This is a genomic window from Kribbella monticola (assembly GCF_003261635.1).
Classification (GTDB): Bacteria; Actinomycetota; Actinomycetes; order Propionibacteriales; family Kribbellaceae; genus Kribbella; species Kribbella monticola.
This window is the reverse complement of sequence record NZ_QFXK01000035.1, coordinates 588,976-604,389: the sequence shown is the minus strand read 5'-3', so window position 1 is coordinate 604,389 and position 15,414 is coordinate 588,976. Positions and strand designations below refer to the sequence as shown.

General features: G+C 68.2%; 13 protein-coding genes. 4 read left to right on the top strand and 9 right to left on the bottom strand.

Features of this window, described 5'->3' with window-relative positions; genetic code table 11:
* Positions 1-148: 148 nt before the first annotated feature.
* Positions 149-1,351: a homogentisate 1,2-dioxygenase gene (locus DIZ26_RS28885; RefSeq protein WP_112247087.1), complete on the bottom strand. Its 1,203-nt coding sequence runs from the start codon at positions 1,349-1,351 to the stop codon at positions 149-151.
* Positions 1,352-1,425: 74 nt separating this feature from the next.
* Between DIZ26_RS28885 and DIZ26_RS28880 the strand changes: the two genes are divergently transcribed.
* The 3 genes from DIZ26_RS28880 (at position 1,426) to DIZ26_RS28870 (ending at position 7,466) form a co-directional block, all read left to right on the top strand.
* Positions 1,426-2,277, top strand: coding sequence for a hypothetical protein (locus tag DIZ26_RS28880; RefSeq protein ID WP_112247085.1), 852 nt, complete (start codon positions 1,426-1,428; stop codon positions 2,275-2,277).
* On the top strand, positions 2,274-3,473 hold the full coding sequence (gene fahA, locus DIZ26_RS28875) for a fumarylacetoacetase (RefSeq protein WP_198676319.1): 1,200 nt from the start codon (positions 2,274-2,276) through the stop codon (positions 3,471-3,473). Before DIZ26_RS28880 ends, fahA begins: the two co-directional genes overlap by 4 nt.
* Positions 3,474-3,665: 192 nt before the next feature.
* Positions 3,666-7,466 (top strand): endo-alpha-N-acetylgalactosaminidase family protein, encoded by a 3,801-nt coding sequence (locus DIZ26_RS28870; protein WP_232828662.1) that lies wholly within the window; start codon positions 3,666-3,668, stop codon positions 7,464-7,466.
* 105 nt (positions 7,467-7,571) lie between these two features.
* Here the strand turns inward: DIZ26_RS28870 and DIZ26_RS28865 are convergent, their stop codons facing one another.
* The 7 genes from DIZ26_RS28865 to hppD all read right to left on the bottom strand — a co-directional run bounded on the left by DIZ26_RS28865 (position 7,572) and on the right by hppD (position 14,028).
* The gene (locus tag DIZ26_RS28865) at positions 7,572-7,997 is read right to left on the bottom strand and encodes a hypothetical protein (protein ID WP_112247081.1); all 426 of its coding nucleotides are present in this window, start codon (positions 7,995-7,997) and stop codon (positions 7,572-7,574) included.
* Between the two features lie 81 nt (positions 7,998-8,078).
* On the bottom strand, positions 8,079-9,323 hold the full coding sequence (locus DIZ26_RS28860; RefSeq protein WP_112247079.1) for a HAMP domain-containing sensor histidine kinase: 1,245 nt from the start codon (positions 9,321-9,323) through the stop codon (positions 8,079-8,081).
* A 4-nt stretch (positions 9,324-9,327) separates the two neighbouring features.
* Positions 9,328-10,026: a two-component system response regulator CseB gene (cseB, locus tag DIZ26_RS28855; RefSeq protein WP_112247077.1), complete on the bottom strand. Its 699-nt coding sequence runs from the start codon at positions 10,024-10,026 to the stop codon at positions 9,328-9,330.
* 6 nt (positions 10,027-10,032) lie between these two features.
* A complete protein-coding gene (locus DIZ26_RS28850) occupies positions 10,033-10,629 on the bottom strand; it encodes a hypothetical protein (RefSeq protein WP_112247075.1) in 597 nt (198 codons plus the stop codon).
* 133 nt (positions 10,630-10,762) lie between these two features.
* The gene (locus DIZ26_RS28845) at positions 10,763-12,148 is read right to left on the bottom strand and encodes an FAD-binding oxidoreductase (RefSeq protein WP_112247073.1); all 1,386 of its coding nucleotides are present in this window, start codon (positions 12,146-12,148) and stop codon (positions 10,763-10,765) included.
* Positions 12,149-12,191: 43 nt separating this feature from the next.
* Positions 12,192-12,662, bottom strand: coding sequence for a DUF2690 domain-containing protein (locus DIZ26_RS28840; RefSeq protein ID WP_112247071.1), 471 nt, complete (start codon positions 12,660-12,662; stop codon positions 12,192-12,194).
* Between the two features lie 163 nt (positions 12,663-12,825).
* Complete coding sequence (gene hppD, locus DIZ26_RS28835) at positions 12,826-14,028, bottom strand: 4-hydroxyphenylpyruvate dioxygenase (protein ID WP_112247069.1); 1,203 nt, start codon at positions 14,026-14,028, stop codon at positions 12,826-12,828.
* A 148-nt stretch (positions 14,029-14,176) separates the two neighbouring features.
* Here hppD and DIZ26_RS28830 point away from each other — a divergent pair, with 148 nt between their 5' ends.
* Positions 14,177-14,665, top strand: coding sequence for an Lrp/AsnC family transcriptional regulator (locus DIZ26_RS28830; protein ID WP_112247067.1), 489 nt, complete (start codon positions 14,177-14,179; stop codon positions 14,663-14,665).
* A gap of 87 nt (positions 14,666-14,752) precedes the next feature.
* Here the strand turns inward: DIZ26_RS28830 and DIZ26_RS28825 are convergent, their stop codons facing one another.
* Positions 14,753-15,397: an IclR family transcriptional regulator gene (locus DIZ26_RS28825; protein WP_112247065.1), complete on the bottom strand. Its 645-nt coding sequence runs from the start codon at positions 15,395-15,397 to the stop codon at positions 14,753-14,755.
* Between the last annotated feature and the right edge of the window lie 17 nt (positions 15,398-15,414).

Genomic DNA, 15,414 nt, shown 5'->3' with positions numbered 1-15,414 from the left:
GGGGTGCGGGGGTGCGGGGGTGCCGGGGTGCGGGGGCGCCGGGTGCGGGCGTGCCGGCGTGCGGGAGTGCCGGCGTGCGGGGGTGCCGGAGTGGGCCGCGGGGGTCGGCGCCGGGGGTAGTTGCGCCGGCGCTGTGCCTCGAGGGGAGTTAGTCGTTCAGGCGGCGGCCGGACCAGGTCCAGGCGTAGGCGCCGTCGTCCACCACCGCGCCGCCTTCGCCCAGTTCGAGGGGGCGGAAGGTGTCGACCATGACCGCCAGCTCTTCGAAGCTTTCCGCACCCAGCGACGCCTCGATCGCGGACGGCTGAGGCCCGTGCGCATAGCCGCCCGGGTGAAGCGAGATAGAACCAAGACCGATACCAGACCCCTTGCGGGCCTCGTAGTCGCCGCCGCAGTAGAACATGACCTCGTCGGAGTCGACGTTCGAGTGGTAGTAGGGCACCGGCACCGACAGCGGGTGGTAGTCCACCTTGCGCGGCACGAAGTTGCAGATGACGAAGTTGTTTCCCTCGAACACCTGGTGCACGGGCGGCGGCTGGTGGATGCGGCCGGTGATCGGCTCGAAGTTGCTCACGTTGAACGTGTACGGATAGAGGCAGCCGTCCCAGCCGACCACGTCGAAGGGATGCGTCGCGTACGTCATCCGGCTGCCGACGATCCCCGCCGCCCCGTGCCCGCGATGCTTCACTAGCACCTCGACATCGTTGCCCTCAACAACGAACACCGACGCGGGTGTGACGAGATCACGTTCGCAGTACGGCGAATGTTCGAGGAACTGCCCGTAGCGGCTGAGGTACCGCTTCGGCGGCGCGATGTGGCTGTTGGCCTCGATGCAGTACGCCGAGACGCCGTCCGGCCCGGGCAGCCAGCGATGCGTCGTCGCGCGCGGGATCAGCACGTAGTCGCCCTCGGCGGCCTCGAGTACACCGAAGACCGTCTCGACCGTCGCCGAGCCCTTCTCGACGTACACACATTCGTCGCCGATCGCGTTCCGGTAGTACGGCGACGGCCGGCCGGCCGCCACGTACGAGATCCGGACGTCGCCGTTGCCCAGCACCAGTCGCCGTTGCTCGACCACGTTGGCCGCGGCGGCCGCCTCGGGAGCGAAGAGGTCGTGCAGTTTGAGGTGCCGCGGGGTCAGTGGGTGGTTCGGTGTCGTGGCCAGGTCGGGCAGGTCCCACACCTGGGAGTCGACGATCGCCGACGGCACCCCGGAGTGGTACAGCAGTGACGAGTCCGACGAGAACCCCTCCTCGCCCATCAGTTCCTCGTAGTACAGCCCGCCGTCCGGTTTGCGGAACTGGGTGTGCCGCTTCGGCGGAACCTGCCCGACCTGCCGGTAGAACACCATGACCCCATCCAGATCTAGTACGTTTATCGGACACATGTGTCCGCTTACCGAAAGCATCCGTTAGGCTCGGGGCCATGTCAACCACCCCTGCCCTGTTCCGGCACCTGGTCGACGACGCCGCGATGTTCCCGCCCGGGGAGTTGCCCCTGGCCCAAGCCGTGGCCGCGCACCGGGAGCACCGCCAGGCGGAGTACGCCGACCTGGTCGGACCGTTCGTCTGCACCGACGAGAACCTGATGAAGGTCGCCGCCGAGGCCCGCGCGACCGGCGGCCCGCTCGAGGTCTCCGTCGTCATCACCGGCGGGGCGGGCGGCATCGAGCCCGCCGTCCGGTACGGCGATCGCTCGGCCGACGTGGTCGTCAAGGCCATCGAGGTCCGCCTGCGCGCCGAGGACGACCTGTCCCGCAACGCGCTCCGGGTGGTCCGCGCCTGCGACGACTGCCTGGACGAGGAGAACGCTTTCGTCGAGATCGGTCTGGACGGCGCGTGGGAGCGGGCGCTCGACGTCGTCGCGGACGCCGGCTACGCCGCGAAACTCCGGACCGGCGGCCTGGACCCGTCGCTCTTCCCGACCGCCGAGCAGATTGCAGCCTTCATCACCGCCTGCCTCGATCGCGAGGTCGCCTTCAAGTGCACCGCCGGCCTCCACAACGCAGTACGCCACACAGCGGCCGACACCGGATTCGAGCATCACGGCTTCTTGAATGTGCTGCTTGCTACGCGGGCATCGCTGGATGGCTCGAGCCAGGACGAACAGGCGGCGATTCTGGAGAGCCGCGACGGCGAAAGCCTTGCCGCGAAGGCACGTGAGCTGACCGAGGATCAGGCTGCGAGCACGCGGCGATGGTTCACCTCGTTCGGCTCCTGCAGCATCGACGAACCCCGCCACGACCTGACCGCACTAGGCCTGCTGGAGGCGAAGTGACCTGGCTCGACATCTCGGCAGACTCCCCGTTCGGACCCGAGAACCTGCCGCTTGGCATCTTCCGGACCGGCGACGAAGCCCCGAGGGTGGGAGCCGCGATCGGCGACCACCTCATCGACCTGGCCCCGCTCGCCGCCGACCGACTGCCAGACGTCGCACCGACCTTCACAGCGCCGTCGCTCAACGCATTCCTGGCTCTCGGCCGCCCGGCCTGGCAGTCGACTCGCGAATGGCTGCTCGATCTGGTCGGCAACGAAGCCAACAAGACAGCCGTCGAGCCGCACCTGATCCGGCAAGACGCGGTGACCATGCTGCTCCCGTTCGAGGTGGCCGACTACGTTGATTTCTACGCTTCGGAGCACCACGCATCCAACGTGGGCAGGCTTTTCCGGCCCGACGCGGAACCCCTGCTCCCGAACTGGAAACACCTTCCAGTCGGCTATCACGGCCGCGCCGGCACAGTAGTTGCCAGCGGCACCGACATCGTCCGCCCGAGCGGTCAACGCAAGGCGCCGGCGGACGACGCACCGACGTACGGGCCGTCGCAGCGCCTCGACATCGAGGTCGAACTCGGGTACGTCGTCGGCACCCCCTCCGCCCTGGGCAGCCGCGTCCGTGTCGACGACTTCAAGGACCACGTGTACGGCGTGGTGCTCGTGAACGACTGGTCCGCAAGGGATATCCAGGCGTGGGAGTACGTCCCGCTCGGTCCTTTCCTCGGCAAGTCATTCGCCACCTCCATCTCGCCCTGGGTGGTCTCACTCGATGCGCTCGAAGCGGCCGAGTTGCCGCTCGGCAAGCAGGAACCGGCCGTCCTGCCTTACCTGGCAGGTGAACTGACGAACCTGAACATCACGTTCGAGGTCCGCTGGAACGGCCAGTTGGTCAGCAGCCCGCCGTACCAGGAGATGTACTGGTCGCCCGCCCAGATGCTCGCGCACCTGTCGGTCAACGGCGCCTCCGTGCGAACCGGCGACCTGTTCGCCTCGGGCACGGTCAGCGGCGCCGAGAAGGACCAGCGCGGCTCCTTCCTCGAACTCAGCTGGGGCGGCCGCGAGCCGATCACGGTCAACGGCGAGCAGCGCACCTTCCTCGAAGACGGCGACGAGATCACCATCACCGGCTGGGCCGCCACCCCCCACGGCCCCCGCATCGGCCTCGGCGACGTCACCGGCAAAATCCTCCCCGCCGTCTAACCGCACCTCCTCCACCAGCCCCTTGCGTCCGAACAACTGAGGGTCCCGCCCCTCGACCCTTCGGACGCAAGCGGCTTGGGGTGGCTTAAACGTTCACTAATTTTGTTCATTGGTGTTCGTTTCTCTTGACTCGTGCTCGCTCCTGCGCACAGAATCCGACATCGCCCCTTCCGTCCACCGAGGAGTGCGCTCGTGATTCCCCTCCGCCCAGCGGCCCTGACCGCTGCTCTCGCCCTGACCGGCGGCCTGTTACTGGCACCGTCGGCCACGGCCTCCCAAACCGCGCCGACCGCGCCGACCGCGCCGACCGCAGCGCCGCTGACCTTGCACTCGGCCAACCTGACCGTGACCGTCGGCAGCGACTTCCCGCGCGTCATCCAGTACGCCGACAACGCGTCCGGCAAGACGCTCGGCGGTCAGCCCGACGCCATCTCCACCGTCACCATCAACGGGACGGCCCGTACCGCCCGGCTCACCGACCTACCGACCGTCAGCACCGACGGCAGCCGAGCCGACTACAAGCTCGCCTTCGACGCCCTCCCCGGTGTCGAGCTCGACGCCAGCCTCACGCTCGCCGGCCGGATCACCACGTTCAAGATCGACGCCGTCCGGGACACCGAGACAACCCGGGTGAACACCATCGACATCCCGGACCAGGACCTGGTCTCCGTGGCGAGCAGTGACGACGGCGCGACCACCGCGTTCACGACGCTCGATCCGGACTCCACTCGCACGGCCGACAAGATCACCCCGGTCACCGCTGCCACCGCAGCCGAGGCCGCGCCCACCGGAGCGACGTACGCGTTCGTGAACACGAGCGGACTCGCGGCCGGGATCGAGACGAATTCGACGTACGACAAGCCGTCTGGGCAGTCCGTCGACGACGGCGCCCGGTTCTGGCATCGCGCACGGAAGGCTGCCGACGGGACGAGCCGGGTCGGGGTCTGGAGTGGTCAATGGACCTACCGCGCCGACACCTCGCCGTACACCGAGCCGTTGCCGTGGGCAAAGGTTGTGGTGACCCCGGACGCCAACGGGGACAAGACGGTCGACTGGCAGGACGGCGCGATCGCGTTCCGCTCGATCATGGTCGAGCCCAAGGGTGGCGACCTGGTCAAGGACCGGGTGATCACCCACATCCCGTTCAACTTCGCCAGCCAGGCGACGCACCCGTTCCTGCGCACGCTCGACGACGTCAAGCGGATCTCGCTGGCCACCGACGGACTCGGCCAACTGGCGCTGCTGAAGGGTTACGGGTCCGAAGGTCACGACTCCGCGCACCCCGACTACGGCGGCAACTACAACGTGCGTGCCGGCGGGCTGACCGACCTGAACACGCTGCTGAAGAAGGGCAAGGGCTGGAACGCCGCGTTCGGGGTGCACGTGAACGCGACCGAGTCGTACCCCGAGGCGAACGCCTTCAGCGAAGACCTGGTCGACAAGTCCGCCAAGGGCTGGAACTGGCTGAACCAGAGCTACTACATCAAGCAGCGACCGGACCTTGCCTCCGGCAACATCGTCAAGCGGTTCCAGCAGTTGCGCGACGAGACGGACAAGAACCTGCAGGAGCTGTACATCGACGTGTACTACCAGTCCGGCTGGCTGGCCGACGGCCTGACCCGGCAACTGGCGGACCAAGGCTGGCAGATCGCCACCGAGTGGGCCGACCGGCACGAGCGCACCTCGCTGTGGTCGCACTGGGCGAACGACCTCGACTACGGCGGTCCCACCAACAAAGGGCTGAACAGCAAGATCATCCGGTTCGCGCGCAACCACGAGAAGGACGTCTGGAACGCCGACCCGATCCTCGGCCAAGCGTCCATCGTCGAGTTCGAGGGCTGGACCGGCGAGACCGACTGGAACAAGTTCTACGCCAACGTCTGGCAGCGCAACCTGCCGGCCAAGTTCCTGCAGCAGCAGAAGATCCTCGACTGGAACTCCAACGACATCACCTTCACCGGCGGCATCCGTGGCGCCGTCGAGAACGGCAGGCGGACCCTGTACGCCGGTACCGCCAAGGTGCTCGACGGCGACAAGTACCTGCTGCCCTGGGACAACAACAAGAAGCTCTACCACTACAACCCCGAAGGCGGCCTCACCGCTTGGCGTGTACCTGCCGCGCTGGCCGCGACGAGCAAGTTCACCGTCTACAAGCTGACCGACACCGGCCGGGTCAAGGTGACCACCGCCGCCGTACGCAAGGGTGTCGTCACCCTCGACGCCGAGCCCGGCCAGCCGTACGTGCTGTACCCCGAGGTCGCGCCGAAGCAGCCGGCGGCTCAGTGGGGTGAGGGCAGCCCGGTCAAGGATCCCGGGTTCAACGCAGGCAACCTGAACGTCTGGCGGCCGACCGGTTTCGCGAAGATCGACACCCTGGCCAACGGTCAGCACGTCGCCGCCTTCGGTCCGGGAACGGCGTCGCTGCAGCAGCAGCTCACCGGTCTGACCGCCGGCCACACCTACAGCGCCTCCGCCTGGATCGAGGTCGAGCCGGGCAAGTCGCGGCCGACCAGCATCGATGTCAACGGCAACAAGGTGACCGTCACCAGATCGACCGCGCAGAACAGGGTCGCGTCCGACGACAAGCAGGACGCCTACTACCAGCGGGCCCGCGTCCTTTTCGATGCCAAGGGCACCAATGCCACGCTGAAGATCAGCGCGGCCGACGGTACTGCGCGGGTCCGCGTCGACGACGTCCGGGTCGTGGAGTCGACTCGGCCTGCGGCCGGCCTGGTGGACGACTTCGAGCACACCGACCAAGGCTGGGGACCGTTCGTCAAGGGCGATGCGGGCGGCACCACGGACCCCCGAACCGTGCTGGCTCGCAAGCATGCGCCGTACACGCAGGCAGGCTGGAACGGGAAGCTGGTCGACGACGCGCTCGACGGCGACTGGTCGCTGAAGTCGCACGAGGAGAACGAGGGCCTGGTCTACCGGACCGCGCCGTGGACGGTCGAGTTCAAGCCGGGTCACAAGTACAAGGTCGACTTCGACTACGAGTCCGGCCAGGCCGGGCAGTACACCTGGGTGCAGGGCGTCGACCGGCCCGACTCGGTCGAGGTGCACTCGACGCCGATCGGTGCGCAGCGGACGAAGACGGCGTTCTCGCAGGAGTTCGTGGCGGGTTGTGGCGGCGACTACTGGGTCGGCCTGCGCAAACTCTCCTCCGGCGGCGACCAGGCCGACTTCGTGATCGACAACTTCGCCGTCACCGACCTCGGCCAGTCCGACGAGAAGGCAGACTGTACGTCGATCAGCCTGTCGGGCGCCGGCCTCAACGGCATGGTCTCCGGTGAGGCGAACACGGTGGTCACCACATTCACCAACAACGACGTGGTCGCCGTGAACGACATCACCATGGCACTGCAGGCCCCGGCCGGCTGGACCGTCGAAGCGACGACGCCCGCGACCCACGCGACTGTTGCCGCCGGCACCAGTGTGACCACCTCATGGTCGGTGATCCCGCCGGCCGGAACGCCGGAAGGCAAATACGGGCTCACGGCAACAGGTGGGACAGCGAGCACGTCGGCCGAGGCGACACTGCTGCCGCCAGGGATCGTGCCGCAGTCCCGGATCACGGTGGCCGACGTCAGCAGCGAGGACGTGGCTACCGGCGGCGCGGCCGTCGGAGCGCTGGACGGAGACCCCAGCACGCTGTGGCACTCGGCCTGGTCGGAGGTACCGACTCCGGCCGGCTATCCGCACCACATCACGCTGGATCTCGGTACGACGTACCAGGTGGACGGATTCAGCTACCTGCCCCGGCAGAGCGGGACGAACGGGATGTTCAAGGGCTACGAGATCTACGTCAGCACCGATGGCCAGACGTGGGGTTCGCCGGTGAGGACCGGTGAGTTCCCGAACTCGCGGGACACCCAGCGGGTCGACTTCACCGCGAAGGCCGGCCGGTACGTGAAGTTCGTCGGCACCAGTTCGCTGAACGGAGCGGTCTTCGGGTCGGCAGCCGAACTGAACGTGTACGGCACGCGCTGAGCGCATCAGCAAAGGAACAGCGGCGCCACACCCCGCCCCGGGAGTGGCGCCGCTGGTCTGTCCCAGTGTGCACGATGGGATCAAATTCCCCCGCACACCGGTGGCTCACTTGGTGATCGTGACCGAAACGGCGGCGCTGGCGGCCTTCCCCGCGACGACGCGGAACTTGTTCACGCCGACCCGGCCGCTCTTCACCCAGACCGAGTACGTCGACGCCGACGTCACCTTGGTGGTGGCCGGGAAGTTGACCCACTTGCCGCTCTCCAGCCGCTGCACCTGAACGGTGGTGTTCCGGGCCAGGCCGGTGGTCTTGCCGGTCAGCGAGACCTTCGCCCACGCCTTGGCGGTGGTGTGGTCCGACTTGATGCTGATCGTCGGAGCCGCAGCGACCGAACCGGCGGCGGCCGCCGTGATCCGGGTGGTGTCCGGCGTCGCACTGGCCTGCAGGGCACCGGCGACACCGATCGCACCGACGGCCAGGGCGACACCCGCGACGGCGGCGGCAGAACGACGAACAAGCTGAATACGCATGATCCTTGGTTTCCCCTCGTATGTAAGGGTTCTTGTGAACCCGACGTACGAAGAGACGCCGGCCCGCAGCGAGAAGTTGTGTTACAGCTCCGTCTCGGGTGTGGGCGGAAGTACCAGCCTGGCCAGGGCTCCGCCCGACAGCGCGGAGCCGAAGGTGAGTTCGGCGCCGAGCACTTTCGCGTGCCCCGCGGCGATGGTGAGGCCGAGGCCATGCCCGACGCCGCGCTCGGCCATCCCGGACCGGAACCGACGGGGGCCCTCGGCAATCAATTCCTCCGGGTAGCCGCTGCCGTGGTCGACCACCTCGATGACCCGGCCCTGCACGGTCACCTCGATCGGCGGCTTGCCGTGCCGCAGGCCGTTGACGATCAGGTTGGCCAGGATCCGCTCGATCCGGCGGGAGTCGGTCGACACGGTCTCCTCCGGGCCGACCCGGTGCACCACGACGCTGTCCGGCGCGAGCGACTGCTGCATCCGCAACCGGCCGACCGCCGAGCCGACGAACGCGCCGAGCCCGACGTTCTCCAGGTCGGCCTGCTCGACGCCGGAGTCGAACCGGGCGATCTCGAGCAGGTCCTCGACCAGGCGCCGCAGCACTTTCGCGCGGTCCCGGACGAGCTCGCTCGGACGTCCCGGTGGCAAGAGTTCCGCAGCCGTCAGCAGGCCGGTGACCGGCGTCCGCAGATCGTGCGCGACGTCGGCGGTGAACCGGCGCTCGGCCTCCAACTGACCGCGCAACGAACTGGCCATGGTGTCGAGCGCCAGAGCGAGCGACTGCACCTCGTCCTTGCCCTTGCCCGCGGCCTCCGCCGCCGACGCGTCGAGCTCACCGGCGGCGATGCGACGCGCCGTACTGGCGACCGCGACGATCCGGCGGGACAGGCTGCCCGCCAGGACGACGCTTGCCAGCGCGACCAGTGCGACCGTGCCGATACCGCCGAGGATCAAGGCGCGGCGGAGCGCGTTCATCGACGGGTCGTTGACGTCGTAGTCCTGCACGATCGACAGGATCCGGCCGTCCTTGACCGCGACCGCGGCCCACATCTTCGCGTTCGGCGAACCGGTCTTGAAGGTGGCCCGCTTCCCGTTCTTGACGGCGTCCCGCAGTTGCGGCGGCAGGTCCGGGTCGTCCAGCCGGGATCCGAACAGCGGGACGTCGTTGCGGTCGTAGCTCTCCGCCGCGAGCTGGATCCGCTCGTCGGCGAAACTCCGCGTCCGGTCCAGCCGCGACGACTGGGCCTGCGTGTAGACCGCCACGCAGAGCACCAGGATCGCGAGCGAGGAAACCAGCAGGAAGATCAGGCCGAGCTTGCTCCTGAGGCCCATGCCGCTAGGCCCGCAGCTTGTATCCGAATCCGCGGACGGTCTCGATGCGATCGGCCCCGATCTTCGTCCGCAGCCGCTGCAGGTGGACGTCGACCAGCCGGCCGTCGCCGCCCCACTCGTAGTCCCACACGCGCTGCAGCAGCGTCGACCTGCTGAGCACCACGCCCGGGTTGTTGGCGAACTCGATCAGCAGCTTGAGCTCGGTCGGGGTCAGCTGCACAGTGCTGCCGCCCCGCCGGACCTCCAGCGCCTCCCGGTCCAGCTCCAGGTCGCCGAACGACTCCACCGTCGACCCGGTCGACGGCGCCGGACGCTCAGGGTCGGCCACCGCGCGCCGCAGTACGGCTCGGAGCCGAGCGACCAGCACCTGGGTGTCGAACGGCTTGGTGACGTAGTCGTCCGCCCCGGCCTCCAGGCCCAGTACGACGTCCAGCGCGTCGCCGCGGGCGGACACCATCACGATCGGCACGGTGCTGGTCTCGCGGATCCGGCGGCACACCGAGATGCCGTCCAGCCCGGGCAACATGATGTCCAGCATCACCGCGTCCGGATGGATCTTCTCGAAACTTTCGATCGCCTCCAGCCCGTCCTCGGCTGTGGTGACGTCGTACCCGTGCCGCTCGAGGGTCAACTGGGTTGCCTCACGGATCACCGCGTCGTCCTCGACCATCAGGATGCGCGCTGCCGGTTCTTCCGGTACCACCGAAACTCAGTCTCCCTTTTGGTCCTGCGAACTCACCCTGATCATCTGTTGACCTGTCCAACGGTAGACCTCGACCCGAGTTACAGATGGGCAGCAAGGCTTGTCGTCGACGGCGAAGATTTCCGACTCCACCACCAGGTCGCCCTGCCGGCTGGCACTGATCTTCAACTGATCGGCCTTCAAACTCCAAACCCGGCGCGGACCCCCCGGTTCGACCGCGATCAGGAACGCACCGAAGGTGAAGTTGTCCACGGTGTGGATCAGTACGACGAGTTGCGGCTGCGCGCTCCGCATCACGTTCACCGTCGCGCCACGGGTGAGGCAACGCTCGACTATCAGGCATCCCCGCAGCACGGTCCGGGAGTACTGGTCCAGGCTCGGGTCGGCAAGCAGCGTCTGCCGCACCTGCGACAGGCTCACCGTGACCGGTGTGCGGTCGGTCTTGCCGAACCCCTGCGGGGTCTTCGTCGAAGGGGCGGCCGGGGTGGTCGTCGACGGCGCCTCGGCACCTTCGACCCGCAGGCCACCGCCGTTGGCGCAGCCGGTGAAGGTCAGCAGGGCGAGCAGCATCACGGCAGCAGGCAACACCCGCTTGGCTCGCATGGCTCGCCTCCTACCGTGCCTCATCCACAATCCCCCGGGCGGTTTCAGTCAACTGCCTTCCATAGTGCGGCCAGGACGTCACATTCGACGGCCACCGACGTCCTGTGGCCCCGGCAGTTCCGTTGCGGTTGAGTCACAGGCTTCCCACTGCGACGACCTTGCCCGGATTCAGGATGTTCTGCGGGTCCAGGGCGGCCTTGATTGCGCGGTGGACGTCGACCGCGACCGGGCCGATCTCCTCCGCCAGCCAGTCGCGTTTGAGCACCCCGACGCCGTGCTCGCCGGTGATGGTGCCGCCGAGTTCGAGGCCGACCTCCATGATCCGGTCGAACGCCACCTGTGCCCGCCGGGCCTGCTCGGGATCGGTGGCGTCGAAGACCACGGTCGGGTGCATGTTGCCGTCCCCGGCGTGGCCGAGCACGCCGACGGTGATGTCGACCTCCGTCGCGATCTGTTCGACCGCGCCGATGAAGTCGGCCAGCCTGGACCGCGGTACGCAGACGTCGTCGATCATGGTCGTGCCGAGGTGCTCCAGCGCGACCAGGGCCGCGCGACGCGCCTCCAGCAGCAACTCCCCCTCGGCCGGATCGTCGGCCTCGATGCACTCGATCGCGCCGTACTGGCGGCACAGCTTCGCCACCATCGCCACGTCCGCGGCGCCGGCCTCGCCACCGGCGTCCGATTGGGCGATCAGCATCGCGGCCGCCTCGGTCGGCAGGTCCATCCGCTTGAAGTCGTTGACGGCCTTGATCGTGGTCCGGTCCATGATCTCCAGCAGGCTCAGCGAGACGCCGCTGCGGATGATCTCGACGATCGCCTCGCCCGCGGCCACCCCGCTGTCGAACAGCGCAGCCATCGTCCGGGGCCGGGCCGCGGCCGGCCGGAGCGCCAGGGTCGCCTCGGTGATGATGCCGAGCGTCCCCTCGCTGCCGACGATCAGCTTGGTCAGGTCGTACCCCGCGACGCCCTTGACGGTCTTGCGCCCGGTGCGCAGGACCCGGCCGTCGGCGAGCACGACCTCGAGCCCGAGCACGTAGTCGGTCGTCACGCCGTACTTCACGCAGCACAGGCCGCCTGAGTTCGTGGACAGGTTGCCGCCGATCGAGCAGAACTCCCAGCTGGACGGGTCCGGCGGGTAGAACAGCCCCTGCTCGGCGACCGCGCGCGACAGCACCGCGTTGAACACACCGGGCTGCGTCACGACGTACCGGTCGACCGGCTCGATCGCCAGGATCCGGTCCATCTTCTCCAGCGACACCACGATGCAGCCGTCCAGCGCGTTCGCGGCACCGGACAGCCCGGACCGGGCCCCCTGCGGTACGACGGGCACGCCGGCCTCGGCCGCGATCCGGACCGCGGCCTGGACGTGCGCGGTCTCCCGGGCCAGTACCACCGCCAGCGGCTCACCGGCCGGGCAGAACATCGCCCGGTCGTACCGATAGCTCTGGATCCGGTCCGGGTCGGTGACCACGGCTTCCGGTGGCAGGACCTGTCGCAGCCGCTCGACAACCTCACTCATACCTGGTGAGCCTAATCGTGTGCCGCAGCCGCGTCAGGACGAGTCAGCGGGTCCGGGACGTTCTGTTCTCGGAGATCTGCTGGAAGCCGCCGCCGTAGTCGTGGAACTCCCGCGCGACCGCGACGAAGGTGGTGCTGGTGTCCAGCGATCTCACCTTCGGCGTCCGGCAGGTCCGCTGCCCGGCGACCACGGCTCCGGTCCCACCGCTGCTGTCACAGGACAGGGTGCGGCCGTTGTTGGAGCCGCCGTACTGCACCAGGTACGCGCTGGTCAGCGCGTGCGCGGGCAGCCGGGAGTCCATCGTGACCTCGGCCCAGTACTGCGAACAGCTGTCGCGGACGAGTCTGACGTCGCCCCAGCCCGGTGGTTTGTGGTCGCGGAAAAGCTGCGCTGACGAGATGGTTCTGGCACCCGGGCAGTTGGCGAGTTCGACCGCCTGTGCTGGTTGGGCCAAAGCGATAGCGCCCGCTCCGGCCAGTCCCGCGGTGCTGAGCAGAATGCCCAGTGTCTTCATCGGAAAACCCTTCCTGAATGCACGCCCCGACGCGCACTCATCAGGCACAGTAGTCCAACCGCCCCTGACCTGACAGTCAATCCGGTAATCGGACGCAAAGGTTTCGCCAACTCACGGCGTGTCGCGCCGGCCCGCCACCGCGAGGCGGGCCGGCGGCCACGAATCAGAGGTTGCCGCGGCGCTCCTGCTCGCGCTCGATCGCCTCGAACAGGGCCTTGAAGTTGCCCTTGCCGAAGCCCAGCGAGCCGTGCCGCTCGATCAGTTCGTAGAACACCGTCGGCCGGTCGCCGATCGGCTTGGTGAAGATCTGCAGCAGGTAGCCGTCCTCGTCGCGGTCGACCAGGATCTTGCGCTTCTGGAGTTCCTCGATCGGCGCCCGGACGTTGCCGATCCGCTCGCGCAGTTCGGGGTCCTCGTAGTACGAGTCGGGCGTGTCCAGGAACTCCACGCCGTTGGCGCGCATGATGTCGACGGTCCGCAGGATGTCGTTGGTGGCGAGCGCGATGTGCTGCGCGCCGGCTCCGTCGTAGAACTCCAGGAACTCGTCGATCTGCGACTTCTTCTTCGCGATGGCCGGCTCGTTCAGCGGGAACTTGACCCGGTGGTTGCCGTTGGCCACCACCTTGCTCATCAGCGCGGAGTAGTCGGTGGCGATGTCGTCGCCGATGAACTCCGCCATGTTCACGAAGCCCATCACCTTGTTGTAGAAGCCGACCCACTCGTCCATCAGGCCCAGCTCCACGTTGCCGACCACATGGTCGACCGCCTGGAACAGCCGCTTGGGGTGGCCCTCGGGGCGGGTGACGGCGGTCTTCGCCTCGACGAAGCCGGGCAGGTACGGGCCGTCGTACCGGCTGCGGTCGATCAGCGAGTGCCGGGTGTCGCCGTACGCCGCGATCGCGGCTCGGCGGACCGTGCCGTGCTCGTCGGTGACGTCGTGCGGCTCCTCCAGCACGATCGCGCCCTGCTCGCGAGCGTGCTTGATGCACTTGTCCACGTCCGGGACCTCGAGCGCGATGTCCGAGACGCCGTCACCGTGTTTGCGGTGGTGGTCGTTGAGCGAGCTGTTCGGGTGCACGCCGCCGGTGATGACGAAGCGCGCGGAGCCGGCCTTCAGGACGAAGGCCTTGCTGTCCTTGTTGCCGGTCTCCGGGCCGGAGTACGCGACCAGGTCCATCCCGAAGGCGAGCTGGTAGTACTTCGCGGTCTGGGTCGCGTTGCCGACCACGAAGACGACGGCGTCCATCGCGGTCACCGGGAACGGGTCGGTGCTCTCGTCGTAAGGCACCAGTCCGACGAGCTGCTTCAGCTGCTCGAGGTCGAGATCGGCGTCGAGCTCTGCGGGGGTGAGGTCGGTGCTGGTCATCGGTCTCCTCCAGGGATCGGCTTGTCGTGAGCCTCGCCGGGTGAGGACAGGTTGCGCAACACTTTGAAATTTCACTGGACAGGTTGTGCAGTATTCTCAGGGTTCTGTTGGACTATTCGGTCATTCTTACTACTCCCAGGGAGCAGCCATGGCAGCCGTCGACGCTTTGGACGCCCGGATCCTCGACCTGTTCGCGGCCGAACCGCGGGTCGGCGTGCTGGAGGCCTCGCGCCGGCTCGGCGTCGCCCGGGGGACGATCCAGGCGCGACTCGACCGGCTCCAGCGCGACGGTGTCGTCCGCGGCTGGGGACCGGATGTGGACACGACGGCGATCGGCTATCCGGTGACGGCGTTCGCGACCTTGCAGATCGAGCAGGGCTCAGGCCACACGACGGTGGCCGAAGCGCTGGCGAGGATCCCCGAGGTGCTGGAGGTGCATACCATCACCGGCGCCGAGGACCTGTGGTGCCGGATCGTGGCGCGCTCCAACGCCGACCTGCAGCGGGTGATCGACCAGGTCGTCATCGTCCGCGGTATCCAGCGCGCCTCCACGGTGATCGCCCTAGCCGAGCAGATCCCGCACCGCGTTCTCCCACTCCTCCACGCCGCGACTTCCCGCACTTCCAACACTCAGTAACCCGGCATCAGGCCGGTCGAAGCAAGTGCTCCAGACGTGCGTCTCGCCGCTGCGGGTCAGTTGATCAGTGGGGGCGGTCCGCCGACCTCACGCGAGGCGCTTCGCCACCTCGACCGCCGCGCGAGCGACGCGAGGGCCGACGAAGTCGCGGTCGAGTTTGCCGAGGACGACGACGCCGATGGACGCCTCTACCCCCGGTACGCCGAGCACGGGCGACGACACGCCCTGCGCACCCGCCTGGAGCTCACCGGCCGTGATGACGAAGGGGCGGCCCGCTGGGTCGGGCTTGCGGCGGCCGGCGAGGATCGCCTTCCCGGCCGCACCCTGGTCGAGCGCGTGCCGCGAGCCCATCCGGTACGAGACGTGGAAGTCGGTCCAGCTCGGCTCGATCACGGCGATTGCGAGCGCCTCTTCGCCGTCGGCGACCGTCAGGTGCGCCGTCGCACCGGTGTCCTCGGCGAGGGAACGTAGTACCGGCAGTGCCGCGTCGCGCAGGGTCGGCTGCACGCGACGGCTGTAGTGGAGCACCGCGAGCCCGAGCCGGGCACGGCCCTCACTGTCTCGCCTGACGAGTCGATGCAGCTCCAAGGTGTTCACCAGGCGGTAGACGACCGTCCGGCTGACGCCGAGCGAGACGGCGAGTTCGGTGATGGAGAGGCCGTCGGGGGCGTCCGCCAGCAACTCGAGAACCGTCAGTCCTCTGTCGAGCGTCTGGGACGTCTCTGCAGGCACAGCGGAAGCGTAACCGT

Coding starts and splice junctions, on each gene's coding strand:
- DIZ26_RS28885 (WP_112247087.1), bottom strand. CDS start 1,351: ATGGTGTTCTACCGGCAGGTCGGGCAGGTTCCGCCGAAGCGGCACACC.
- DIZ26_RS28880 (WP_112247085.1), top strand. CDS start 1,426: ATGTCAACCACCCCTGCCCTGTTCCGGCACCTGGTCGACGACGCCGCG.
- DIZ26_RS28865 (WP_112247081.1), bottom strand. CDS start 7,997: ATGCGTATTCAGCTTGTTCGTCGTTCTGCCGCCGCCGTCGCGGGTGTC.
- DIZ26_RS28860 (WP_112247079.1), bottom strand. CDS start 9,323: ATGGGCCTCAGGAGCAAGCTCGGCCTGATCTTCCTGCTGGTTTCCTCG.
- DIZ26_RS28850 (WP_112247075.1), bottom strand. CDS start 10,629: ATGCGAGCCAAGCGGGTGTTGCCTGCTGCCGTGATGCTGCTCGCCCTG.
- DIZ26_RS28845 (WP_112247073.1), bottom strand. CDS start 12,148: ATGAGTGAGGTTGTCGAGCGGCTGCGACAGGTCCTGCCACCGGAAGCC.
- DIZ26_RS28840 (WP_112247071.1), bottom strand. CDS start 12,662: ATGAAGACACTGGGCATTCTGCTCAGCACCGCGGGACTGGCCGGAGCG.
- hppD (WP_112247069.1), bottom strand. CDS start 14,028: ATGACCAGCACCGACCTCACCCCCGCAGAGCTCGACGCCGATCTCGAC.
- DIZ26_RS28830 (WP_112247067.1), top strand. CDS start 14,177: ATGGCAGCCGTCGACGCTTTGGACGCCCGGATCCTCGACCTGTTCGCG.